This window comes from Actinoplanes rectilineatus, from assembly GCF_000962825.1.
GTDB classification, from domain to species: domain Bacteria; phylum Actinomycetota; class Actinomycetes; order Mycobacteriales; family Micromonosporaceae; genus Actinoplanes; species Actinoplanes rectilineatus.
Genome location: NZ_JZKF01000004.1, coordinates 173774 through 195569 on the forward strand (window position 1 = coordinate 173774; position 21796 = coordinate 195569).

The window sequence follows — 21796 nt, forward strand, 5'->3', positions numbered from 1 at the left end:
TCAGGTAGCAAAAACACGTCCAGAAAGCGGACCCCATGATCGACATCGTTTCTACGCGCCCGTCACACCTGCCCACCCCGAGCCGGCTGATCTCCGGCGTGGCCTGCAACTCCCTCGAGCAACTCGTCGGTAACACCCCGGTGCTGTGGACACCGGAGATCACCGGCACGCCCGGGCGCGGGTTCTGGGCCAAACTCGAAGGCCACAACCCCGGCGGGATCAAAGACCGCCCCGGAATGCACTTGATCAAATGCGCCCGCGAACGCGGCGACCTGACCCCGGGCGCGCTGGTGGTCGAATCGACCTCCGGCACCCTCGGGCTCGGGCTGGCCCTGGCCGGCAACGTTTATGAGCACCCGGTGACCCTGGTGACCGACCCCGGCATGGAACCGTCGATGCGCTACCTGCTGTCCGCCTACGGTGCCCGCGTCGAGATTGTCGACCGGCCGCACCCGGTCGGCGGCTGGCAGCAGGCCCGCCGTGACCGCGTCGCGCAGCTGCTCGCTGAAGATCACCGCAGTTTCTGCCCTGATCAGTACAACAACCCCGACAACGTCGACGCCTACCAGCAACTGGCCCTGGAACTGGTGGCTCAGCTCGGGCGCATCGACGTGTTGGTCTGCAGTGTGGGCACCGGCGGGCACAGCGCCGGCATCGCCCGGGTCATCCGCGAGTTCTACCCGCACCTGCGCCTGGTCGGTGTGGACGCCACCGGATCGACCATCTTCGGCCAGCCGGCACGAACCCGGCTGATGCGCGGGCTGGGCAGCAGCATCCATCCCCGCAACGTCGACTACGCCGCCTTCGACGAAATCCACTGGGTAGCACCAGGTGAAGCGGTCTGGACCTGCCGGCAGCTGGCCGCATCGCGGTACATCACCGGCGGGTGGAGCGTCGGCGCCGTGACCCTGGCCGCCTCTTGGCTGGCGCGCACCCTGCCCGACGACATGCGCATCGCCGCGGTCTTCCCCGACGGCCCGCACCGCTACGCCGAGACCATCTATAACGACGACTACTGCCGCCGCCACGACCTGCTCCAGCGCCGCCCGGCCCACCAGCCGGACGAGATCGGCGACCCGCGCGAGCGGGAAGTGACCCGCTGGACGCGCTGCACCCGCGTCATCGACCCGTCCCACGCCACCGCCGATCAGGCCACAGCATGAACGCCACCCTGGCGCAGGTGCGCTCCTTCAACCGGCCGGTGCGACTACTGCTGATCAACCAGCTGAGCATCAACATCGGCTTCTACATGCTCATGCCGTATCTGTCCGGCTACCTGTCCGGCACCTTGGCTATGGCCGCGTGGACAGTGGGCCTGATCCTGGGGGTGCGTAACCTCAGCCAGCAGGGGATGTTCCTGCTCGGCGGTAGCCTCGCCGACCGGATTGGCTACAAACCCATGATTCTGACCGGGCTGGCGCTGCGCGTCGCCGGCTTCGCTCTGCTCGGCTTCGTCGAATCGCTGCCCGCGCTGATCGTCGCGTCCGTGCTGATCGGCCTGGCCGGGGCACTGTTCAACCCCGCCGTGCGCGCCTACCTGGCCGCCGAGGCCGGCGATCGCAAGACCGAGGCGTTCGCGGTGTTCAACGTGTTCTACCAGGCCGGGATCCTCGCCGGGCCGCTGGTAGGCCTGGCGTTGATCGCTCTGGACTTTCGGTGGGTGTGTGTCACTGCGGCGCTGCTGTTTCTGCTCCTGCTCGTCCTGCAGGCGCGGGCGCTACCGGCTCGGCGGACACCGCGTAGCGAGCCGGGGCGCAGTATGTTCGGCGACTGGCGGCACGTGCTCGGCAACCGGCCGTTCCTGCTGTTCAGCGTGGCGATGGTCGGCTCCTACATTCTGAACTTCCAGGTTTACCTTGCCCTGCCGATGCAGGTCCGTCACGCCGGCGGCGGCGAGGCCGGGGTGGCGGTGCTGTTCGCGGTGTCCGGTCTGCTGACCGTCGCCGGGCAGGTCCGGCTCACCGCCTGGATCAAAGCCCGCTGGCGGCCGGAGGTCGCGATCGTGCGCGGGCTGTGGCTGATGGCGGCCGCGTTTCTGCCCTTGGCTGCCAGCGCCGGTATCGGGCCGCCGGGCTCCGGGGGTTCCGGCGTGGTGGTGGCTCTGCTGCCGATTCTGCTCAGCACCGTGCTGCTGACGCTCGCCACGATGATCGTCTACCCGTTCGAGATGACGACTATCGTCGCGTTGGCCGGCGATCGCCTGGTCGGCACGTCCTACGGCCTGTACAACACCATCGCGGGGTTCGGCATCGCCGCCGGGAACCTGCTCACCGGCGTGGCTCTAGACGTCAGTACCCGGCCCGGTCTGGCCGCGCTGACCTGGGTCGCGCTGACGGCAACCGGTGCCGCCTGCGCGCTCGCCGTCGGGCTCCTCGCCCGGGGCGGTCACCTCGCCCCTGCCTCGACGGCCGACCACCCCGCACGGCAGCGGCGAGGTGTGCGGGCCGAGGCGGAGCAGTCTCGCTGAGCCGCCGGTAGCGGAGAGACGGCCGCCCCGAGAAGTCCTTCGGGTGCGGCCGCCGCCACCCCGCTTGGTACCCCAGGGGGGTATGGGTATAGTCTTCGTGGTGAGGGCGGCACAGGGCCGCTCGCTTGTTGTGGAGGAGACCGTCATGGCGACCGAGAAGATCTACACCGTGACCGGCATGACCTGCTCGCACTGCGTCAACTCCGTCGACGCCGAGCTCAGGCAGATTCCCGGCGTGACCGAGGTGAAGGTCGACCTGACCTCCGGCGCGGTCACCGTCACCAGCGATGCGCCCCTCGACGAGACCGCGGTCGCCGCGGCCGTCGACGAGGCCGGATACGAACTGACGAGGTAGTCATGAACACCCCTGTCAAGCTGGGAGCCTTCGGTCTGGGGCTGGCGGTCGTCTTCACCGCCGCGCTCGGCCTCGGCCGCACCATCGGCCCCACCCCGGCGCCCGCCGCCACCGCCGCCCACAACCAGCACAACAAGCCCGCAGCTTCGGCCGGCAACACCACGACAGCGGTGCCGGCCGGGCTGCAGGTCACCCAGGACGGCTACCGGCTCCAGACCATCAGCGCCGCTCTCGCCGTCGGTGCGCCGCAGCCGTTCCAGTTCCGCATTCTCGGCCCCGATGACAAACCGGTCACCGACTACACCCGCAGCCACGACAAGGAACTGCACCTGATCGTGGTCCGCCGCGACCTGTCCGGCTTCCAGCACGTGCACCCCGAGTTGGCGGGCGACGGCACCTGGTCGATCCCGCTCGCCGTCGCCGCACCGGGGCAATACCGGGTCTTCGTCGACTTCCAGCCCGCCACGCGTACCGACGGGCTCACCCTCGGCGCCGACGTCCCGGCGCCGGGCGACTACCAGCCCCGCCCTCTGCCGCCGGCCGAACGCAGCACCACCGTCGACGGCTACACCGTCACCCTCACCGGTGACCTCGTCCCGCGCGGCTCATCGCAGCTGACGCTGTCGGTGCGCAAGCACGGCGCACCGGTCACCGACCTGCAGCCCTACCTCGGCGCCTACGGTCACCTCGTGGCCCTGCGCGACGCGGACCTGGCCTACCTTCACGTGCACCCCGACGGGGAACCCGGCGACGGCAAGACCGCTGCCGGACCCGACATCGTCTTCCACGCCGACGTCCCGTCGACCGGCGCCTACCGCCTCTACCTGGACTTCCAGCACGGCGACAAGGTCCGCACCGCCGAGTTCACCGCAACCGCCGGCACTGCTCTGCCGCGGGCGAGTACACCCGCCGACAGTCCGGCCCCGGCCGCCCCGTCAGCAGCCGCGTCCGGGCACGGCGCCGACGGTCACACCCACGGTTAGGAGAAGCATCATGGCGATCACGCGGCCGCTCCCGGTGGCCCCGAACCAGATCGAATTGTCGATCGGCGGCATGACCTGCGCCTCCTGCGCGTCGCGGATCGAAAAGAAGCTCAACCGCATGGACGGCGTCACCGCCACCGTCAACTACGCCACCGAGAAGGCGTCCGTCACCGTCGACGGCGAGGTCAACGCACACGACCCTGGCCATCGCGACGCTGGGCTGGTGGGTCGGCACCGGCAACGGGTGGACCGCCGCGTTCACCGCCGCTGTCGCCGTGCTGATCATCGCCTGCCCGTGCGCCCTCGGCCTGGCCACGCCGACTGCCCTGCTGGTCGGCACCGGCCGCGGCGCCCAGCTCGGCATCCTCATCAAAGGCCCCGAGGTGCTGGAGTCGACCCGCCGGGTGGATACCATCGTGCTGGACAAGACCGGCACCGTCACCACCGGCCGGATGACCCTCGCGGCCACCCTGGCCGCCGCCGGTGAAGACGACAACGAGCTGCTCACGCTGACCGCTGCCGTCGAGGCCGCCTCCGAGCACCCGATCGCGCAGGCCATCGCCAAAGCCGGAGCCGACCGGGCGCCGCTGCCACCGGTGACCGGGTTCAAGAACCTGGAAGGGCTCGGTGTCACCGGCACCGTCGACGGCCGGCAGGTGCTCGTCGGCCGGCCGCAGCTGCTGCGCGAACACGGGTACACGCTGCCCGCCGACCTCGAGCAGGCACTCAAGGCCGCACAGCAATCGGGGCAGACCGCGGTGGTCGCCGGCTGGGACGGCCAGGCCCGCGGGATCCTCGCCGTCGCGGACGCGATCAAGCCGACCAGCCGGGAGGCGATCACCGGGCTGCGCCGGTTGGGCCTGACTCCGGTGTTGCTCACCGGTGACAACGAGACCGTCGCCCGGGCGGTCGCCGCCGACGTCGGCATCGACGAGGTGATCGCCGACGTGTTGCCGGCCGGCAAGGTCGACGTCGTCAAACGGCTGCAAGATCAGGGCAAGGTCGTCGCGATGGCCGGGGACGGCGTCAACGACGCCGTCGCTCTCGCTCAGGCCGATCTGGGCCTGGCCATGGGCACCGGTACCGACGTCGCCATCGAGGCATCCGACCTGACGCTGGTGCGCGGTGATCTGCTCGCCGCCGTCGACGCGATCCGGTTGTCGCGGCGCACGCTGCGCATCATCAAGAGCAACCTGTTCTGGGCGTTCGCCTACAACGTCGCCGCCCTGCCCCTGGCCGCGGCCGGGCTGCTGAACCCGATGATCGCCGGTGCGGCGATGGCGTTCAGTTCGGTGTTCGTCGTCGGCAACAGCCTGCGGCTGCGCCGCTTCACCAGCATCACCGCCCAGTAATCTGGCGGCTGTGCGTTGCCCTGCGTTGCCTTGCCCGTCGGCAGGGCAACGCCGTCACCGGGGAGAACCGGCACTGCGCTACGGATCAGGACTTGACGAGGCGCGCGATCGCAGCGGTCGCTTCCTTGATCTTCGCGTCGGCGTTGCCGTCGGCGGCCGCCTGCATCACACAGTGCCGCAGGTGGTCCTCCAACAGGCCCACCGCGACCGCCTGCAACGCCTTGTTCGCCGCCGAGATCTGGGTGAGGACGTCGATGCAGTACGTGTCCTCGTCCACCATCCGCGCGATCCCGCGGACCTGACCTTCGACGCGTTTTCGGCCGCGCCAACAGCGCCTGCTTCTCCGCGGAGTACCCGTGCGGCCCGGTCGGCGTCGCCTCGCTCATGCCCGTCAAAATACCCCACACCCGTATGGGTGACCTCCGCGGCAAGGCCCACAATAGATCACCCGGACGCAGCTGCCGGACACCAGCCGGTCATGTCGTAGCCTGACCGGTATGAACCGCCGCCGGCCCGACATCCACACCTGGGTGCTGCGCTGGCTGCTGGTCCTAATCGTTCTGGTCGGTGCCGGAGTTCTGCAAAGCGGCCACTGCCTCACCCACACCGCCCGGGCGGCCACCACCATGATGATGGCCGCGCCGGCGGCACACCTGAGCACCACAGAGTCCGGCGGACACGACCACCTCCACGCGGACAGCAGCGTCGCGCCGCATACGCACACCACCGCCGACGAGTGTCACCTCGAGCCGGCGCCGAGTACGGCGGCGACGATCACCAGCAGCACGCTGGCCTCGCCGTCGACCGCGATCCGCATTCCTGCGGTCGAGGTGCCTGTCCCGGTGAGAAGGCCGCGGCTACCCGTCGCGATGGCACTGACAGAAATAGGTATCAGCCGCATCTAGGACATCGGCCCCACCGCGCCCCTGGCAGGCGCGGTCCGCCCTCGGCCGGCCACCACGCCGGCTGTCACACCGCGCCCCGTGCTCGGTGGTGTCCGCATACTCCTGCGCTGAAAGCCGATCCACACATGAATCCTTACGCCATCCTGCTCACCGGGCTGGTCGCCGGTGGCGTGTCCTGCGCCGCCGTACGAGGCGGCCTGCTCACCGCCATCGTGATGCGGCAGCGCCGCCCCACCCCAGCACCCACCGCGACCGGAGTCGCCGCTGCCGACCCGGTTACGGGACTGGCCGACGACCTGACCCCGGTGGCCGGGTCCCTCACCGGCGAACTCCTCTCCCACACTGTGCTCGGTGCGCTGCTCGGTACCACCATGCAGCTGTCCGTCACGGTCCGCACCCTGACCCCACCGACCGCCGGCGTGCTGGTCGTCGTGTTCGCCGCCGCCCAACTCGGCGTCCCCGGCTTTCGCGGCCTGATCATCGAACCACCCGCCGCCTGGTCCCGGCTGGTGCGCGGCCGCACCGGTACCGCCGCACCAGCGTTGCTTGGCCTGCGCACTGTGCTCATCGCGTGTGGCGTCATGCTGTCGGTGCAAGCCATGGCATTGGCGTCCGGCTCCCCGCGCGACGGCGCCGTCATCATGGCCGTGTTCGTGGCCGCCACCGCCCCCCTGATCACCGTCCTGGGCTGTGTGGCCCGCAAAGCCGCCGGGGCCTGGCGTAGCGGGCTCGCCATTGTCACCGGCCTGGTCGTGCTCGCCATGGGCCTCTACACCGCCGACGGCGGCCAGGAACTGCTCGGCTCCCCGCTCGCAGCCTCCCGCATCGCCGAAGCCATCGGCGGCGGACCCGCCCCGGTGACCACCCGAGCCGTACCGGATGACGCCCCACCGCTGACGCTGACCGCCGACGGGACGCAGCAGGTCATCGTCACCGCGATCACCGGCGCCTGCCAGCCCGCCACCATCGTCATCGACCTTGGCGTTCTGGAACTCGGCAAGCAGCACTACTCGTGCAGCATGGGCATGTACACCGGCCGGCTCACCGTCCCCGCCAAGGAATCCGCATGACGCCGCCGTCCGCCGCCGTCCTTCGCCGGTCGAGGGCAGGTGGGCAGTGATGGCGAGCAGCCTGCCGCCGGTGCGCGCCACCCACCAGTTTGCGGCTCGGGCCGGGTCGTGGAGCTACGACACGTGGGGAGCCAACGGCCGACCGGTCGTACTGATCCCCGCCGTACTGTTCGACCGGGCCACCTGGTGGACCGCCGCTGCCGACCTGCGCCCGTACGCCACCATGATCGCCGTCGACCTGCCCGGACATGGCAGCTCCAGCCGCCGCGAGCGCTACGACGCCGATGAACTCGTCGACGACCTCGCCGAGCTCATCGCCGGCCTACAGTTGCGGCGGGCACCCGTGGTAGTCGGACACGGGCCATCGGCGACGTTGGCCACCCTATTCGCCGCCCGTTACGCCACCCACGCCGTGGTCGCCGTCGACCCCTGCCCGCCCTCGGCACTGACGACCGACCTCGACGCCTACCTGCACACGATGGGCACCCACGCGATTCCCGAGCAGTATCGCTGCATGATCGAGCCGGCCGGCGACCGCGACCTGCTACGCGCCTACGCCCGCGGCCTGGGCAACCGGCGCCTAGCCACAACGACCACAGGGGTCACCCCGGCCCGGCTCGCCGTCCACAGCAGTAGCCCCGACCTACCCGTCACCGATGCGGAAGCTGCCCAACAGTGGCATCACGAGGTTTACGGCGTCGCCGGCCGTTTCGCGCATCTGAGCGCCGCAAGCCGCTTCGCCAGCCATCTGCGAGCTTTGCTCTGACCCGCCGGCAGCCTGCGCCGCCCTTCACGACGGTCCGAGGATTCGACCATGAACAGGAGCACCTTCACCTCATCCCCGCCGCCTGATGGGGGAGACCGTCCGCGATCTAATCATCATCGGTTCGGAACCGTCCGGGGACACCGCGGCCCTGTACGCGGCCCGCGCGAACCTCAAGCCTCTGATGATCGAGGGCGCGCAGTCAGGTGACGCGCTGATGACGACCAGACAATATGCAGGTGCAGGCCGAGAAGTTCGGCGCCGATTTCATCACCGACGACGTGAGCCGGGTCGAGCTGTCCGACAACCCGACCGGGCCGGGGACCGAGGGCCTCAGACCGTATGGGTCGGTGACCAGCAATTCTTCGCCCGGGCGGTGATCCTGGCGACCGGTTCCGCGTGGCGCCCGATCGGGTGCCCGGTGAGCAGGAGTTGCTCGGGCATGGCGCGTCGTCATGTGCCACCTGTGACGGGTTCTTCTTCCGCACCAACCTCGCGGGCGTGTTCGCCGCCGGTGACCTGGTCGACCACACATACCGGCAGGCCATCACCGCTTTCGAAACCGGCTGTGCCGCCGCGCTCGACGCCGAGCGCTTCATCGCTTCCTTCATCGAGCTCTGACGCGACTCTGCGCCTGCCACCTCCGTTCCCGCATCAGCTCAGCGGCGCGGGCCAGGCGGAGGTGGCATGCGCTAGACCATGATCGAGAGATCACCACGAGGCAGGCGAGGACTACCACCACCTTCATTCGCGCAACCCCGCGCATCCAACGTCGCGACCGGCCGGTACCACCACAACCGCCGGCGCCCCTGGCTGACACACCACGCTCTGTGCCTTACCGGATCAGGGGACTCATCCGAGCTGCGCTCACCGGCCGACAGATCAACACGGGCCGATCAGCGTGGCCGGCAATTGGCTTTGTCCTCGACGGCTGGCCAGGTCGGTGACGCTCCCGGAACGGCTGTCTAGGTGCTCCCGCAGCGCCTGATTGTCGTGGTGCAGCGCTGCGATGACTGTGGCGGCGGCGTCGAGTTTGCTGCGCAGCGCGGTGCATTCCTCGGCCTTCTTCCGCAGCTTGCTGCGAAGGTCGTCCAGATCCGCGTCGCGGCGGGTCTCGCCCTGAGTGCGCCGGCCGTGCTCGGCGACGTAGCGATCCCACTCGGCCGTGATGTCGGTGGCCCGGTTCATGGTGGCCCGGCTGACGCCGGCCTCCTTGTAGAGGTTTTGTTTGGTGAATGCCCCGTCGGTGTGCAACGGCCGGCCCGCTTTGAGCCGATCCATCGCCGTACGCAGCGCCGTGCGCGCATTGTCAGACACCGTCATCGCCGTTCACCTTGCTCTTGGTCTGCTTCGGCGCCGTCGCTGACGGCTCGGTCGATTACTGCTTGGACGTCGTCGAGTTGCCGTTGAATAAGTGCGCTCCGGGCGGGCGGGAACTTACCGTCATCGACAAGTTTGAGCAGGCTGCGCTTCTCGGCGGTCCAGATGGGCACGTGCTCAACGCCGATGATGCTGTTCGCGCAGCGTCCGGGTTGACAGCGGTCGATCAACGGGCCGCGGTGCCCCAGCGGTAACTCTTCAACGGCGTCGAGGCACCTGGCACCGACCGGGTTGCTCGGGTCTGCGGCGCAGTGGTTGAGCTTGCCGAAGCGGATGGGAATCCGTGCCTTGCGGAGCAGGTCATGTTCGACTCTGGCGTCGCCTTGACGTGCCTGGCCGTTGGCGACCATCTGTTGCGCGGTTTCCCGGATCGCGTCGAACGTAGCCGTGATCTTGTCGGCGGCCGGGCCGAACCCGATGACCTTGCCAGCGTGGTGCTCGTCGTAGAACTCCCTGAGCGTGGCGAAACGGGCCTGATCCACAGCGGTGCCTAACAGCTTGTCCCACTGGGGATCGGATGCTGCGTAGCCCTCGGTGACACGGTTGGCGAGCAGACGGGTCGCCACGTGTTTGAGCTGAATGCCCAGGGCGATCTCCGCGCCGGGTTCGGTCGCGGTCAGCATCGCCATCGTCTTGCGCATCATGTGTGGCCGGACCGACCCGCCGGGGATGCGCAGACCGTGGTCGGCCGTCGCGGCGTTGACGTGCCGGATGAAGCTGCGCACGACATCGGGACTTTTGAACTCGAGGCCGCGTTTGGAATCGCTCGAGGTGAAGATGAGGCTCGGGTGGCTGGACAGGGCTTCGGCGACGGTTATCGCTTCGGCGACCGGCTCGATGATCCACCATGCTTCGCGCGGCCGGCTGGGATCGTGTTTGCGCTTGGTCGACATCAGCGCTGGGGCTCCGTAGTGCTCGCCGACGGACCCCCGGACGATGTCTCGGATCTCGGAGTCGCGCATCATGCTCATCGCCGCGACGAACACATAGGTCGCGCCCCGCAGTGCGATGCACTCGCTGTCGGTGGTGCGCGGGCACAAGCCCGGATGCCAGGGACGCGGGCTGCCGTCGGGCCCGGCGACGGCCGCGTGCTCGGCGATCAGCCCTCCGCTGATACCTCGGCCGGCATCGACCGCAGCATGAGCCGTAGCCTCGAACTTCTGCCGGATGACCGACGAACAACGCAGCTTATTGACCCCGTAGTCGGGGTGAACGCCGATCAGCGCGGACAGCAGGCTCCAGTTGATCGTCCCCGGCGTGCCGGCCGGTGATCGGGAGGAATGCACGGGTATCCGATTCGCAGACTCAGCTAGGTAGCTCTCCAACCGCTCGTCTATCGCCACCCAGGTGCGGGTTCCCTCGGCCAGGAGCCGGCGGTAGCGTTCGCGGGCGGCGAGGATGTCCGGGGCGAACTCGTGGATGTACGTCCACGAGGCGCGGACCATGGCGAACCATGTCTCCGGCGCGATGTTCGGGGTCGCGAGGTCATCACTGCTGGGATTCTTGGCCACCTGACCGGCGGTCTTGCCAGGCCACGGGTCACCGACGAGGCCGCCGCCTGCCAGCAGCGGGTCGAGTTGGTGCAGCAGGCGGATCGTGGACACATAGGCGGCCAGGCTGCCGGACGTGATCTCTGCGGCGCGGTCGTCGAGGAACGCGGTGAGGTCGCTGGTCTGCCAATCCTCCAGCCTCGCGGGCAGCTCTCGTTGCTTCGCCCACCGGGCGAGCCGCGCAAGGCGGTACGTATGGGCAGACATGGTGGAGACTTCAACCGGTTGAACGCCGAGGAAGACCCCGGCACGTAGAACGGCAGGGTGCTGTGGGTTGAGCATCGCCATCGCGATTTCGCGGGCCCGCAAGTTCCAGACGGGGTCCTGCATCCCAAAGAAGGTCATCCGCCAGCTGGACCGAGCCTTGTTCGCCGGCCTCACGATGGCGTGCATCGGCCACTCGGCGGTATCGCCGAAGCGCGGGATCGCCACTCCGTTGATCAAGGAGTGGGACCGCAGGACCGGTTCGTCAGCCACGAACACGGAGCTGCTTGCCGATTCCAGCCAGGCGCGGTGTTGGCTCATTGATCAAACTCCGCGTGGGTGGCGAGGGGGAGTTGCAGTGTCAGTCCCTGCTCCTCGATCTGGCGTCGGGCGAGCGTGATCTCGTTCGGCGTCCGTTCGTCGATTACAGCCTTGAGGTTGGCGTAGCTCTGCCCCCACAACGCGTGGAAGTGCTGCGGCGTCAGCTGCAGGCGCAGGCGCTGCAAGTGCCGGGCGAACAGCAGCAGCTGCGGCAGGTTGGAAGGCAGAATGAAGGCGTTGGTGCACTCCAGGCACCGCAACGGCGCGACCGCGCACAACTCGCCGGCCTTGCTGTACGGCGAGGCGAAGGGATCGCGGCAACTGGTCACTCCCATGTCCAACTGACCCGTGATGATCTGCTGCGCTTGCTCGCCCGAAATCCCCAGCGCCGCCCGAACATCAGGCTCATCCAGCTTTGCGGCGGCCTCATCGTTCACGATCACAGGGCCGTGCAACGCGGTGTCCAGCCACCGGCGTTGGGCGCGGTTGACCACATTGCCGGAGATGACATGCAACGTTGTTCCGTGCGCGTAGTGGCCCATGAAGGTCTGGAAAGTGTGGTCATCGGCGATGTCAGCGACGACGCCTCGTCGGGCTATCGCCTTCTCCACCTTGACCGACTTGCGCATGCGGCGGATGTCGACGGGTTTGGAGACGGTGAGCCCCCGCGCAGCGACCCACCGACCAAAGGTCGAGGCAGACGCGCCGTTGGACGCGAACGGCCTGACCGTCAGTGTGCCGCCGAAAGTGACCGCTCCCCACTGGAAGATCCGCTCCCTGCCAGCCTCGCCGACGGCGAGCCGGGCCTTCTCGGTGACTGCCAGCAGGCGTCGCAACACTTCCGGAGCGTTCAAAGCCCCCGCCTCGGGGTGCGGCGTCGGCGCAGGGGCGTCGAACTGACGGTGCCGAGTCCATCCGGCTCGCTGCTTGTCCATCGCGAGGCGCACGCCCGAAGGGGTGAACTCCACATCCTTGACACGCAGCCCGGTGAGCTCTTCGGGCGCATGACCCGTTGCCGCGACCAGCAGCAGCCGGAACGCCTGCAGATCCTCGTGCCGCGGGTAGAGCAGAGCCACTAATGCGACCATGAGCTGGTGGGAGAACAGCCGATCGGTCGGCTGCACACCACCCTGCTCGACAATCTCGACGAGCTGGGCCGGGGCACTACTCAACTTGGGCACCCGCGGACGGATCTGCGCGAAGGTGGCCGTGCCGTTGTCCAACGCCCACAGGAGATTGGCCGGGCTGTGCCACCCGTGCTGCTCAGGGTGTCCGAGAGCAGACGCAAGCAGGTCACGGCCACGCCCGAGTCGCTTCTCAACGGCGCGAACCTGATCCCACGCCGCTCGGATCAGGGCCTGTTTCTCCTGCCTGGTGAACTCGTCGAGTTCGTTGCAACGGCCGTGGGCGACGGGGACGGGCGTGGACAGTAGCCGACGTACGGAGGCGGCAACAGTGACGTCGTCGCGTGCGGCCCGGAAGCGGATCAGGGTCCGAAGATCGCTGGCGTAGGACCAAGGGCTCGTTGACCCCTCACTGAACTCGGTGGTCAGCGCCCGAGACCATTCGTGAATCAAGAGGGCCAGGTCGGGAATGTCCCTGGCCAGCGACAGCGCCGAGGGATCGTCGCTGTGCAGGTCCGCATATGCGGCGAAGCGGCGGATGGAACGCCGGTAGGCCACAACCTGGCCCTGCGAGACGCTGCTCAACTCCGAGTACGCCACCCACTCATCGGCGAGCTCCGTCGCCAACGCGGCGCATCGATACCGGCTCGGATCGAACACTACCGGCGAGCGCCTTCCGCTCTCGGGGACCACCTGGCGCAAGCCGATATGGGCAAGCTGCTGGCCGGATTCCCGGGGCGCGGGGGTCGGCTCTGTGTATTCACCCCGCCGAGGCAACGCTCGCCGCCTTCCGGTCCGTGGTCAACGCGTGCAGGCCGATGGCGGCGTACGTCGCGCCGTCGTGCTCCGCCCAGTCGGCGAACGCGGCGTCGATGTAGGTCCGGGGATCCTCCAGATACCGCAGGTACGAATAGGTGCTGGCCGGCCGTTTGTGCCCCAACCGGCGTTGAACGGTCAGCACCGGATGAAGCGAGATGTGCTCCGCCGGTGTCGGCAGTCCGCGTGCTTGATTGTGGTCGATCTCTTGCTGCACACGCCGACGCTGCAGGAACCGCAGGAGTTGGAGCGCGAACGTGTGGCGAGCGTCGTGGAATCGCCACGGCTGGGCCGGGAGCACAGGAGTTCTCGGATCGTCTGCGTGGAGCAGCATCCGGCTCCAGGCGTCCTTCCGGATCCGATCCCACGACGACGGTCCCAGCATCAGTCCGCCGTGGCCGATGAAGACCGCCAGCGGCTCCAACCCGCGTTCAGTCTCCCGCACGGTGATCCGTCGCAGCTGCGGGCTCATCGTGGACATCACAAATGACCGGCGACGTCCCCCCAGGTTTCCCGAGAGTCGACGCTGTTCGGCGTTGATCGCGGTCACGACGAACAGATCCTCGCGGCGCCGGGCCAGCGACTGGGCCGAGGCAGCCGTGAACTCCTCACGTTCCAGCAGCAGGTAGTGCGCCACCATCTCGAGAGCGGCCACGGGCACATAGACATCGCGGCGTAGCCCGTACTTTGCGCACTTCTGCAACTCGAACTCCACCGGCTCACCCCGGCCCTGCCCCTGCTGCAGCTCAGGGAGTAACAGCGTGGACCACTCCTGGAGCCGCATCCCCGTCAGCAGCGCCAACTCCAAGCCGGCCCGGCTGCGATGTGGAGCCCGGCCGCGGAAGGATTCGCTCACCTCGCCATCAGCGCGCTGACCGCCGAACCCCACATCACGGAAGTACAGGTACTGCTCGACCGTCATGTGGCGGACCTTCATCTCTCGCCGTTTGCCGGTCTGCAGCGAGTTTGTAGCTTCACGTTGACCACCCCGGCGCGTCATCCGGAACGGCCGTCGTCGGACCAACCGTTGATCGAGCAGGTACCCGTACAGGGCGTTGATCACCGTCGCTTCGCGGTCCCACGTCACCCCCTCGATGGGCTTGTCCTGCAACTCCGTTCGCGCTCGGCGGTAGGCGACCAAGTCGCCCTCCGTCGCGGACAGCAAGTCCGCGCCGCGGCCGTTGAGGAACGCAATGAGCCGGCGGACGATGTACGCGTACGCACGCAACGTCTTTGCGTCCTTGCCGTCGTACGCCAACGCCCGGAACCAGCCGCAGGCGGGCTCGACCGGCTGCATCGCCTCATCAAACAGGATCGGCATGCCGTCCGGCAGAGACCGGTGGTCCAGCGTCGAACCGACATCGAACCCCGGCGGCACCGGCCAGAGACCAAGCATCCGCCGGTCCACGCAAAAGATTTCCACTCATACCTCCGGTAGAACTGATAACAGGAGGCTGGGAGCACATGCCCTGGGGGTGAGACATCTCCGGACTATGGAGAGAACGGGACAAGCGCCACGAATTCCGGCGCCGCTTCCTCACCGGCACACCAGTGAGCTGGCTGGTGTTCCTCAACGCGCCGACCTCGGCCCTGACTGCCGTCATCAGCCTCGCCCCGGCGATCATGGACGAACCCCGCCGTCTGGCCGACCTTGCCGAACGAACCCGGCCGGGCAACGGCGCCACGGTCTACGCCTACCTGCAAGACCAGCCCCACGGCTACGCCATGCCCATCACCCGCGTACGGGAATACCCGGCCCATCCGCTGCACGTCCTGCGGGAGCAGATCCCGGACTTCCCGCACCCGCGCGGGCACACCGTCATCGACGACGACTCGCCGCTGGCTTCGGTCTACGACACCTTCACCGCAACCCACCACTGCGGGAAATGACCTCGAGCACACAAACGATGGGAACATCATCTATGGCTGACAGCACCGACCCGAGCCCGGCCGGCGGACTGCGAATCGGTGCCTGCCAGCCCCCGGAGATCATGGCCGACACCGAAGCCGCCCTGGCGTGGATCGAGGACTTCGCCCGGCAAGGCGCCGACAAAAATGTTGACCTGCTGCTCTTCCCGGAATGCTTCCTGCAGGGCTACCTCTTCGACCCCGACCACGTCAGCCGGCACGCGATGGACTTCACCTCGCCGGCCTTCACCGCTGTGCTGCGGCGCCTCGCCCCCATCGAGGCCACCGTGGTCGTCGGCGTCATCGAAACCGAGCACGGCAGGTACTTCAACACCGCGGCCGTCGTCACCGGCGGCCGGCTCATCGGCCGCTATCGAAAAACCCGTCTGATGCCCGGCGAGACCATCTTCGACCCCGGCGACACCTACCCGACCTTCGTGCAGGGCGGCGTTCGGTACGGCATCAACATCTGCTCCGACACGCAGTTCCCGGAACCCGCCGCACAGGTCGCCGCGCAGGGTGCGCAGGTGTTGCTGGTTTCCCTGATGATCTTTTGTGTTCAAGAGGTCAGGGGAGGCGTGGAGTGGGCGAGTGGCGTGTGGTGCGGGTGCCGGATCCGGGTGGCTGGGGCCCGCTGTCGGAGGACGTGCTGGGGGTTCGGGACCTGCCGCGGGCGGTCGCGGGGCTGAGTTTGCAGGCGGGTGATCCGGTGTTTCTAGCGCCGGATTTCACGGTGGACTTGGACCTTTTGGAGTTCGTGCGCTCGAACGACTTCCGATGGTTGGAGCGGGAAACGAAGCGGAACTACGCGACGGACATTCGGCTGTTGCTGGACTTTTTATGGTCGCGTGGGGTGCCGTGGCGAAAAGCGTCTGTGCGGGACCTTGCGGATTATCGGGCGTGGCGGTGCCGGGCACCGGAGAATCCGCGGCGGATCAGCGGTGCGAAGTGGAATCGGGAGGCGGCGGCTTTTACCAAGTTGTTCCGGTGGGCTCGGGTGTCGCCGCTGCCGGTGGACGTGTCGCGGCGCGAGGACCGGGCGGCGCATGCGGTGAGCTCGCGGGTGTCGTGGCTGACGCCGCGGACTTGGGGGCTTTGGTCGAACATCGGGCTGCGGGGCCATATTCGTGGCGGGGTGGCGGCGTTGGACTGGGCGTCGCGGGCCGAGCTGCGGAACACGTCGTTCGTGCAACTGCTGCTGAGCTCGGGCCTGCGCCGTCAAGAGGGCGCCTCGCTATTGACGTTCGAGGTGCCGACGCAGCGGTTACGGTCCGGCCGGTACTTGCACGGCCGGGTGGCCGGCGCGGTGACCCGGTCGAAGAGGGACCGCACGTTCTACGCGGGCGTGGACGCGGTGGGCCAGGTTGAAGCGTATGTCCAGTCGGAGCGGGCGTGGGCGGTGCAGCGGGCGCAGGAACAGGGCCGCTACGACCGGTTGCCGCTGGTGCGGCGGGTCACGAACGTGTCGCGCGGCCAGGATCCGGTGGTGCGCTGGCGGGAGCTGGACGGCACGGTTGGCCGGCAGCGGCTGGGTGGGCTGGGCTGGAGGGAACGACAGTGGCTGTTCATTGAGGGCCCTGACGGACTGGAGCCGGCCTGGTTGTGGTTGACGGAGCAGGGCACGCCGATGCCGCCGGAGCAGTGGAACGGCGTGTTCCGCGAGGCAAACCTGCGCTGCGAGCGGGAGCTGCTGACGGCCGAGGAACGCGAGGTGGGGCGGGGTTTCCGGACGGCGGAGGCGCGAGGCAAGACGCCATACGCGACGCCGCACGCCTGCCGACACTCGTTCGCGCTCTACATGCTGATCGTGTTGAACCAGCTGATGGAGGCCCGGTTCGGGCTGACCGCGGCGGACCGACGGGACTTCGCGTTGCTGTTCGGCGACCCGTGGTTCCTGGTCAAGACGTTGCTCGGGCATTCGGACGTGGAGACAACCAAACGGCATTACCTTTCGCCGGTCACGCACCTGCAGCTCGAGTCGATCCTCGCCGCGGCCGACGACAGCTCGGACGGCGCCGACGCCCCGCCGGAGCGGGTCGAGGATCTGGACGAGGTGTTCTCCCGGCTGGCCCGGGAGACCTCTGGGATTCAGGACGTGGACACGCTGGTCGACGAACTGCCGCAGGAAAGCCGGTGACCGGGCAGGGCCATCGGGCAGCACGGCCGCCGGCGGGCTACCGGGTCGAACCCGCTCTGGCCGCGCAGGGCCTGATGGTGACCGTGATCAACCACGAGGGACACGCCGCAACGTTCGACTTCACCAACTTGCCGGCCCCAGAGCCGATGCGGGGTTCCCTGGCTGCGGCATTCGCCGCGCAGTCACGTGGCTGGACCAGCATCAGGACCGCTGAGAGCTACTGGATCAGGCTCGTGATCTTCACGCGGTTCCTGGCCGAGTTCGAGCGGCCACCTCAGGATCTGGACGAGGTGACCGCGGCGATGTTCAAACGCTGGCGGGCCAGGAACGTCGGCAACAACGCCGGCAGGATCACGTTGACCGCGGTTCGAGCGTTGCTGCGACGAGACCCGAGGCTCCAGGTCGGTGCGGTGGCAGAGGAGCTTGCCCGTCGCGTCCCCGCACCCGAACCCAGCAAGCAGTCGTATGAGGACGCGGAACGTGACCGGGTGCGGCTGGCGGCCAGGTGGCAGTTCCGGACCGCGCTGGTGCGCATCCGGACGAACACCGGCCTGCTGCAACGCTGGCGGGGCGGGGAACTGCCGGCCGGCAGCCGGGAGGAACGCATCGGCCAGATCCTCGACTACCTCGCCCGCACCGGCGACGTTCCCCGCGGGGTCGGGCACAGCGGCATCGTCTACGCCCGCAACCGCAGGCTGCTGGGCGGACATGCCGTGGAACTCACCTGGGGAAGGCTGTTTCTCACCCGCCCGGAACTGACCGCGTTGGCGGTCCTGCTCACCGACCGGTTCGGCTGGAATCTATCGGTCTTCGACCGGATGCCGACCCCGGCCGCCACGCCGTCGGCAGGCGAGAAGCGCTCGGTGACCTACCACGTTCAGGTGGAGAAACGCCGCAGGGGCGGTGGCCACTGGTTCGACACGGAGAACATCACCGACTCCGGCAGCGGCTCGGCGGGACGGTTGATCACCGAGGCGCTGGAGGCGACCGCGCACGCCCGCCGCTTGGCCGCCACGTTGGCACCCGGCGTCGACCTGTTGATGACCGCCCGCACCGGCCGGGTCGGCAATGACCACCTGGAGCTTGACCGCCCACGGCCGGTCGGGCCGCTGAGCTTCGGAGTCTCCAGCGACGACGCGATGAGATGGGTCCGGCACCACAGTTTGGACGGCTCGCCGTTTCAGCGCACCCGCCGCACAACGGTGGTCCGTGAGGGTCCGCTGCAGCACACTCGGGGCACCCACGAGAGCGTCTATGTCCTGCCTGACAAGCGGGTCCAGCGCGCCTCTTTCGAGGTCATCGAGGCTGGCGCCCAGGAGGCACTGGAACAGGCCCGCGACATCGTGTTCAAGGGCCACCTCGACGCGGAGCCGGACGCGCGGCATCAGCCGACCGCGACGGCGGACTGCGCGGACGAGAACAACAGCCCTTGGCCTGCCCTCGGTGGGGGCTGCGGGGCGGACTTCCTGCTCTGCCTGGCCTGCCCCAACGCTCATGTTCATCCGGGCCACTACCCTCGCCTGGCGCACTTGCACCAGCACCTGCACAGCCTGCGCTCCGCTCTCCCGGACAGGCACTGGAACCCGCGCTGGCGTGATCACCTGCTGCGGCTGGAAGACCTGCGCGGCAAGGTCGGCGCTGCCGTCTGGAAGGCCGCGCTGGCCCAGGTCACCGCAGACGACCGCACCCTGATCAGACTCCTGTTGGAAGGACACCTCGCCCCGTGACGACCGCCCTCGCCGTCGAGGACGACCGGTATGCGCTGCCCACACCCACCCCGCGCGACCCGGTCGTGCTGCCGCACCGGATCAGCGCCGGAAACCGGCATCCCAACTCCTGCTTCCGCGACCTCATCTGGTCGCTCGCTCCGCTGATCGACAACCCCAGCACGAAACTCACCCAGATCCGCTGGGCGCGGTGCCCCGCGGAACTGCGCGAGCAGGTCAAGGTGCTCGCCTGGGTCATGATCAACGGGGAGCTGAGGGCCACTTACCTGCGGACTCGCGGGGCACATGCCCGTGCCCGGAGGTCGGCTGTCTCCATGGGAGGGAGCGTCGCCGAGTGGATACTGCTGGCTCGGTGGCTGCATCGGCGCGGCATCACCGACCTCGCCGCCTGCACCCACGACGACTGGAGCGAGTACGTCGCCGATCGCCGCGCCGGCGGCAGCCCCCGCAAGCGCATCGCGCGGGTACTCGGCCAGCTGACGAGCCTGTGGGCGTTTGACCAACTCGCCGGCAGCAGCATCGGCGTCATCCAGCCCCCGTGGGAGACCGAGGGCGTCGACAACTACCTCCCAGCAGCCGACGGCGCCGGCAGCGGCGAGAACTCCACCCAACCCCTCGACCCGAAGGTCATCGGGCCACTCCTGGTCTGGGCGATCCGCATGGTCGACGACTTCGCCGACGACGTCCTGGCAGCCTGGTCCGAGAACCGCCGTCTTACCGACCTCGCCGACAAACCCTCCGATGGCTCCGCCGGGCGAACCGCGCTCACGGCAACCCTGCTGCCTCTGATCGCCAGTGGAGCACCGCTCCCGACGATCAAACACCACAGCGTCGACGCCCTGGCCCGCACGTTTGTCGCCGCGACCACCGGCGCCAGCCTGCGGCAGGTCGACTGGTTCAACCAGGCGCACGGTCTGTCCGCGCTGGCCGCCCAGCGACCCGGCGGATGCCCCATGCGGGTCCCGGTCACCGGCATGATCGACGGGAGGCCATGGCGGGAACATCTGGACTTCGGCGAGGCCAGTGAACTGATGCGACACCTCGGCACCGCCGCCATGATCATCTGTCTCTATCTCACTGGCATGAGACCCCAAGAGGTGCAAGGGCTGCGGTCGGGCTGCTGTCCCGACCCTGAACCGGCCGCCGACGGCACCCTCGGCCGGCACCTCATCCGCGGGCATCACTATAAGAGCGTCACCGACGACGACGGCAACCACATCTCCGCCGGTGAGGAGCGCGGGGTCCCGTGGGTCGCGATCACCCCCGTCGTCCACGCCATCCGCGTCCTGGAACGCATCGTCCCGGCCGGTGAACTGCTGTTCAGCGCCGCCCACCACGACTTCACCCACCAGCGCGGCAACCACGGCGCGTTGAAGAACGTCGGCCTGCGCTATCGCATCAGGGACTTCATCCAGTGGGCCAACCGTGAAGCCCACAGGCAAGGACTGTCCGAGCAAGTCGTCCCCGACGATCCGCACGGCGCCGTTGCGATGTCCCGCCTCAGAAGAACGCTGGCCTGGCACATCGCACGCCGTCCCGGCGGCCTGATCGCCCTCGCGATCCAATACGGGCACATGCGCACTGTCCTGGACGCACGCACCTCCAGCGGCTACGCCAGCCGCAGCAACGGCGGCCTGCACAGCGTCCTCGACGTCGAAACCGCCCTCGCTGCCGCCGACACCGCCGCCCAGCTCCGCGACCGCCTCGCCGCCGGCGAGAAGATCTCCGGACCTGCCTCGCGTCGCGCTCTGACCGCCGCGACCACCGCACCCCGCTTCGAAGGCCGCATCGTCTCTGCCCAGTATGCGAAGAAGGCGGCCAAGTACCTCGCCCGTGACGGTCTGGTCCTGTTCGACAACCCCGACGCGATGCTCATCTGTGTCTTCAAGCACGCCAACGCGCTCTGCGACCCGGACCCCGACGCGACCGCGCCCCGCCAGGACGCCTGTGAGCAGGGCTGCGGCAACGCGATCCGCAGCGACACCCACGCCCGAAGTCTTCGCGAACGAGCGAACGAGCGAGACACGCTCGCCGCCTGTTCCCCAGGACCCCTCGGCGCCCGCTTCCGCCGGGACGCCGCCCGGCTCCGCGCTTTCGCCGACACCCACGACGCCTCCGCCCGCACGGCAGGAGAGCTGGAGTGACCGAGCAGCACGACAACGAACGCGCCCGCATCCGCGCCGCCATCCACCGGCTCCTGACCGGACAGGCCACCACCTCCAACGGCAGCCTCACCGTCGTCTCCCTCGCTCTCGAGGCCGGCGTCCACCGCATGGCCCTCATCAAGCGGCACGCCGACCTCAAGACCGAGTTCTACGCGCGGGTCCGCACCGAAACCCACCAGATTCCGGACACGGAGAAACGACTCCAGGAAGCCGTCAAAAGGCTCACGAAGACCGTCGCGGACCAGGCCGCCGAGATCAACAAACTTCGGCAGCTCGTCACGAACCTGACCCTCGCCAACACCGTTCTCCGCGCAACGGCAGACCGCTCCGAAAATCCCGCACCTGCCCGCGACGCAACTGGCGCGGACATCCTGGCCGAGGTCCCCGACAACCTCATCCACTTTCCGGTGATCACCGACTGAGGCGACGGCAGGAACCGTTGTCCGAGTGTGCCGCCATCGTGGCCGGCTCACCTTCGTCGGCAACATCATCGAGACCGGCACTGACTCCTACCGTCTCGCCCACGCCCGCCTGCGGCAGCAAACCGCCGCCTGACCGGTGCTGCGCCT

The 21796-nt window shown here is 68.5% G+C and carries 20 protein-coding genes and 3 pseudogenes; 17 read left to right on the top strand and 6 right to left on the bottom strand.

The window, feature by feature from the left end; all coding sequences use genetic code 11:
* The first annotated feature begins 35 nt into the window (after window positions 1-35).
* The 6 genes and pseudogenes from WH85_RS04410 to WH85_RS04435 form a co-directional block, all read left to right on the top strand.
* A complete protein-coding gene (locus WH85_RS04410; RefSeq protein WP_045740342.1) occupies window positions 36-1163 on the top strand; it encodes a PLP-dependent cysteine synthase family protein in 1128 nt (375 codons plus the stop codon).
* Window positions 1160-2467, top strand: a complete 1308-nt coding sequence (locus tag WH85_RS04415; RefSeq protein ID WP_045740343.1) for an MDR family MFS transporter — start codon at window positions 1160-1162, stop codon at window positions 2465-2467. The genes WH85_RS04410 and WH85_RS04415 overlap by 4 nt, the downstream gene beginning before the upstream one ends.
* A gap of 145 nt (window positions 2468-2612) precedes the next feature.
* The gene (locus WH85_RS04420) at window positions 2613-2822 is read left to right on the top strand and encodes a heavy-metal-associated domain-containing protein (RefSeq protein WP_045740428.1); all 210 of its coding nucleotides are present in this window, start codon (window positions 2613-2615) and stop codon (window positions 2820-2822) included.
* A gap of 2 nt (window positions 2823-2824) precedes the next feature.
* The gene (locus WH85_RS04425; RefSeq protein WP_045740344.1) at window positions 2825-3805 is read left to right on the top strand and encodes a hypothetical protein; all 981 of its coding nucleotides are present in this window, start codon (window positions 2825-2827) and stop codon (window positions 3803-3805) included.
* A gap of 70 nt (window positions 3806-3875) precedes the next feature.
* Window positions 3876-3932: pseudogene (locus tag WH85_RS54055) on the top strand (cation transporter); the annotation flags it as partial.
* Window positions 3933-4005: 73 nt separating this feature from the next.
* A pseudogene (locus WH85_RS04435) lies at window positions 4006-5157 on the top strand (heavy metal translocating P-type ATPase); the annotation flags it as partial.
* An 85-nt stretch (window positions 5158-5242) separates the two neighbouring features.
* Here the strand turns inward: WH85_RS04435 and WH85_RS54060 are convergent.
* Entirely contained in the window at window positions 5243-5434 is a 192-nt protein-coding gene (locus tag WH85_RS54060) for a metal-sensitive transcriptional regulator (protein ID WP_425394614.1), read from the bottom strand.
* A pseudogene (locus WH85_RS54065) lies at window positions 5434-5595 on the bottom strand (hypothetical protein); the annotation flags it as partial. The gene WH85_RS54060 and the pseudogene WH85_RS54065, both read right to left, overlap by 1 nt.
* 59 nt (window positions 5596-5654) lie before the next feature.
* Between WH85_RS54065 and WH85_RS04445 the strand changes: the two are divergent.
* The 5 genes from WH85_RS04445 to WH85_RS54075 all read left to right on the top strand — a co-directional run bounded on the left by WH85_RS04445 (window position 5655) and on the right by WH85_RS54075 (window position 8516).
* Window positions 5655-6062 carry a hypothetical protein gene (locus tag WH85_RS04445; protein ID WP_045740346.1) on the top strand — a complete coding sequence of 136 codons (408 nt, stop codon included), beginning with the start codon at window positions 5655-5657 and terminating at the stop codon, window positions 6060-6062.
* Window positions 6063-6187: 125 nt separating this feature from the next.
* Window positions 6188-7132: a sulfite exporter TauE/SafE family protein gene (locus WH85_RS04450; protein WP_045740347.1), complete on the top strand. Its 945-nt coding sequence runs from the start codon at window positions 6188-6190 to the stop codon at window positions 7130-7132.
* A 49-nt stretch (window positions 7133-7181) separates the two neighbouring features.
* Window positions 7182-7898: an alpha/beta fold hydrolase gene (locus WH85_RS46670; RefSeq protein WP_052720146.1), complete on the top strand. Its 717-nt coding sequence runs from the start codon at window positions 7182-7184 to the stop codon at window positions 7896-7898.
* Window positions 7899-8134: 236 nt separating this feature from the next.
* Window positions 8135-8275, top strand: a complete 141-nt coding sequence (locus tag WH85_RS54070; protein WP_425394613.1) for a hypothetical protein — start codon at window positions 8135-8137, stop codon at window positions 8273-8275.
* Between the two features lie 19 nt (window positions 8276-8294).
* Window positions 8295-8516 carry a hypothetical protein gene (locus WH85_RS54075; RefSeq protein WP_052720147.1) on the top strand — a complete coding sequence of 74 codons (222 nt, stop codon included), beginning with the start codon at window positions 8295-8297 and terminating at the stop codon, window positions 8514-8516.
* Window positions 8517-8777: 261 nt separating this feature from the next.
* On the opposite strand, the gene WH85_RS04465 is transcribed toward WH85_RS54075, so the two are convergent.
* The 4 genes from WH85_RS04465 to WH85_RS04480 all read right to left on the bottom strand — a co-directional run bounded on the left by WH85_RS04465 (window position 8778) and on the right by WH85_RS04480 (window position 14686).
* A complete protein-coding gene (locus tag WH85_RS04465; protein WP_045740348.1) occupies window positions 8778-9218 on the bottom strand; it encodes a hypothetical protein in 441 nt (146 codons plus the stop codon).
* The gene (locus WH85_RS49995; RefSeq protein WP_045740349.1) at window positions 9215-11350 is read right to left on the bottom strand and encodes a site-specific integrase; all 2136 of its coding nucleotides are present in this window, start codon (window positions 11348-11350) and stop codon (window positions 9215-9217) included. The genes WH85_RS04465 and WH85_RS49995 overlap by 4 nt, the downstream gene beginning before the upstream one ends.
* Entirely contained in the window at window positions 11347-13134 is a 1788-nt protein-coding gene (locus WH85_RS04475; protein ID WP_157410765.1) for a hypothetical protein, read from the bottom strand. Before WH85_RS04475 ends, WH85_RS49995 begins: the two co-directional genes overlap by 4 nt.
* A gap of 100 nt (window positions 13135-13234) precedes the next feature.
* Entirely contained in the window at window positions 13235-14686 is a 1452-nt protein-coding gene (locus WH85_RS04480; RefSeq protein ID WP_157410766.1) for a hypothetical protein, read from the bottom strand.
* 155 nt (window positions 14687-14841) lie between these two features.
* On the opposite strand from WH85_RS04480, the gene WH85_RS04485 reads away from it, so the two are divergent.
* Genes WH85_RS04485 through WH85_RS04510 form a run of 6 tightly spaced genes read left to right on the top strand, consistent with a single transcriptional unit; the run spans window position 14842 to window position 21649 of the window.
* Window positions 14842-15180 carry a hypothetical protein gene (locus WH85_RS04485; protein WP_052720149.1) on the top strand — a complete coding sequence of 113 codons (339 nt, stop codon included), beginning with the start codon at window positions 14842-14844 and terminating at the stop codon, window positions 15178-15180.
* A gap of 32 nt (window positions 15181-15212) precedes the next feature.
* Window positions 15213-15887, top strand: a complete 675-nt coding sequence (locus WH85_RS04490) for a carbon-nitrogen hydrolase family protein (RefSeq protein ID WP_052720150.1) — start codon at window positions 15213-15215, stop codon at window positions 15885-15887.
* On the top strand, window positions 15782-17335 hold the full coding sequence (locus WH85_RS04495) for a site-specific integrase (RefSeq protein WP_045740352.1): 1554 nt from the start codon (window positions 15782-15784) through the stop codon (window positions 17333-17335). Before WH85_RS04490 ends, WH85_RS04495 begins: the two co-directional genes overlap by 106 nt.
* Window positions 17332-19062, top strand: coding sequence for a hypothetical protein (locus tag WH85_RS04500; protein ID WP_045740353.1), 1731 nt, complete (start codon window positions 17332-17334; stop codon window positions 19060-19062). The genes WH85_RS04495 and WH85_RS04500 overlap by 4 nt, the downstream gene beginning before the upstream one ends.
* Window positions 19059-21206: a hypothetical protein gene (locus tag WH85_RS04505; protein ID WP_045740354.1), complete on the top strand. Its 2148-nt coding sequence runs from the start codon at window positions 19059-19061 to the stop codon at window positions 21204-21206. The genes WH85_RS04500 and WH85_RS04505 overlap by 4 nt, the downstream gene beginning before the upstream one ends.
* On the top strand, window positions 21203-21649 hold the full coding sequence (locus WH85_RS04510; RefSeq protein WP_045740355.1) for a hypothetical protein: 447 nt from the start codon (window positions 21203-21205) through the stop codon (window positions 21647-21649). The genes WH85_RS04505 and WH85_RS04510 overlap by 4 nt, the downstream gene beginning before the upstream one ends.
* Window positions 21650-21796: the final 147 nt, after the last annotated feature.

Coding starts and splice junctions, on each gene's coding strand:
- WH85_RS04410 (WP_045740342.1), top strand. CDS start 36: ATGATCGACATCGTTTCTACGCGCCCGTCACACCTGCCCACCCCGAGC.
- WH85_RS04415 (WP_045740343.1), top strand. CDS start 1,160: ATGAACGCCACCCTGGCGCAGGTGCGCTCCTTCAACCGGCCGGTGCGA.
- WH85_RS04420 (WP_045740428.1), top strand. CDS start 2,613: ATGGCGACCGAGAAGATCTACACCGTGACCGGCATGACCTGCTCGCAC.
- WH85_RS04425 (WP_045740344.1), top strand. CDS start 2,825: ATGAACACCCCTGTCAAGCTGGGAGCCTTCGGTCTGGGGCTGGCGGTC.
- WH85_RS04445 (WP_045740346.1), top strand. CDS start 5,655: ATGAACCGCCGCCGGCCCGACATCCACACCTGGGTGCTGCGCTGGCTG.
- WH85_RS04450 (WP_045740347.1), top strand. CDS start 6,188: ATGAATCCTTACGCCATCCTGCTCACCGGGCTGGTCGCCGGTGGCGTG.
- WH85_RS46670 (WP_052720146.1), top strand. CDS start 7,182: ATGGCGAGCAGCCTGCCGCCGGTGCGCGCCACCCACCAGTTTGCGGCT.
- WH85_RS04465 (WP_045740348.1), bottom strand. CDS start 9,218: ATGACGGTGTCTGACAATGCGCGCACGGCGCTGCGTACGGCGATGGAT.
- WH85_RS49995 (WP_045740349.1), bottom strand. CDS start 11,350: ATGAGCCAACACCGCGCCTGGCTGGAATCGGCAAGCAGCTCCGTGTTC.
- WH85_RS04480 (WP_157410766.1), bottom strand. CDS start 14,686: ATGCTTGGTCTCTGGCCGGTGCCGCCGGGGTTCGATGTCGGTTCGACG.
- WH85_RS04490 (WP_052720150.1), top strand. CDS start 15,213: ATGGCTGACAGCACCGACCCGAGCCCGGCCGGCGGACTGCGAATCGGT.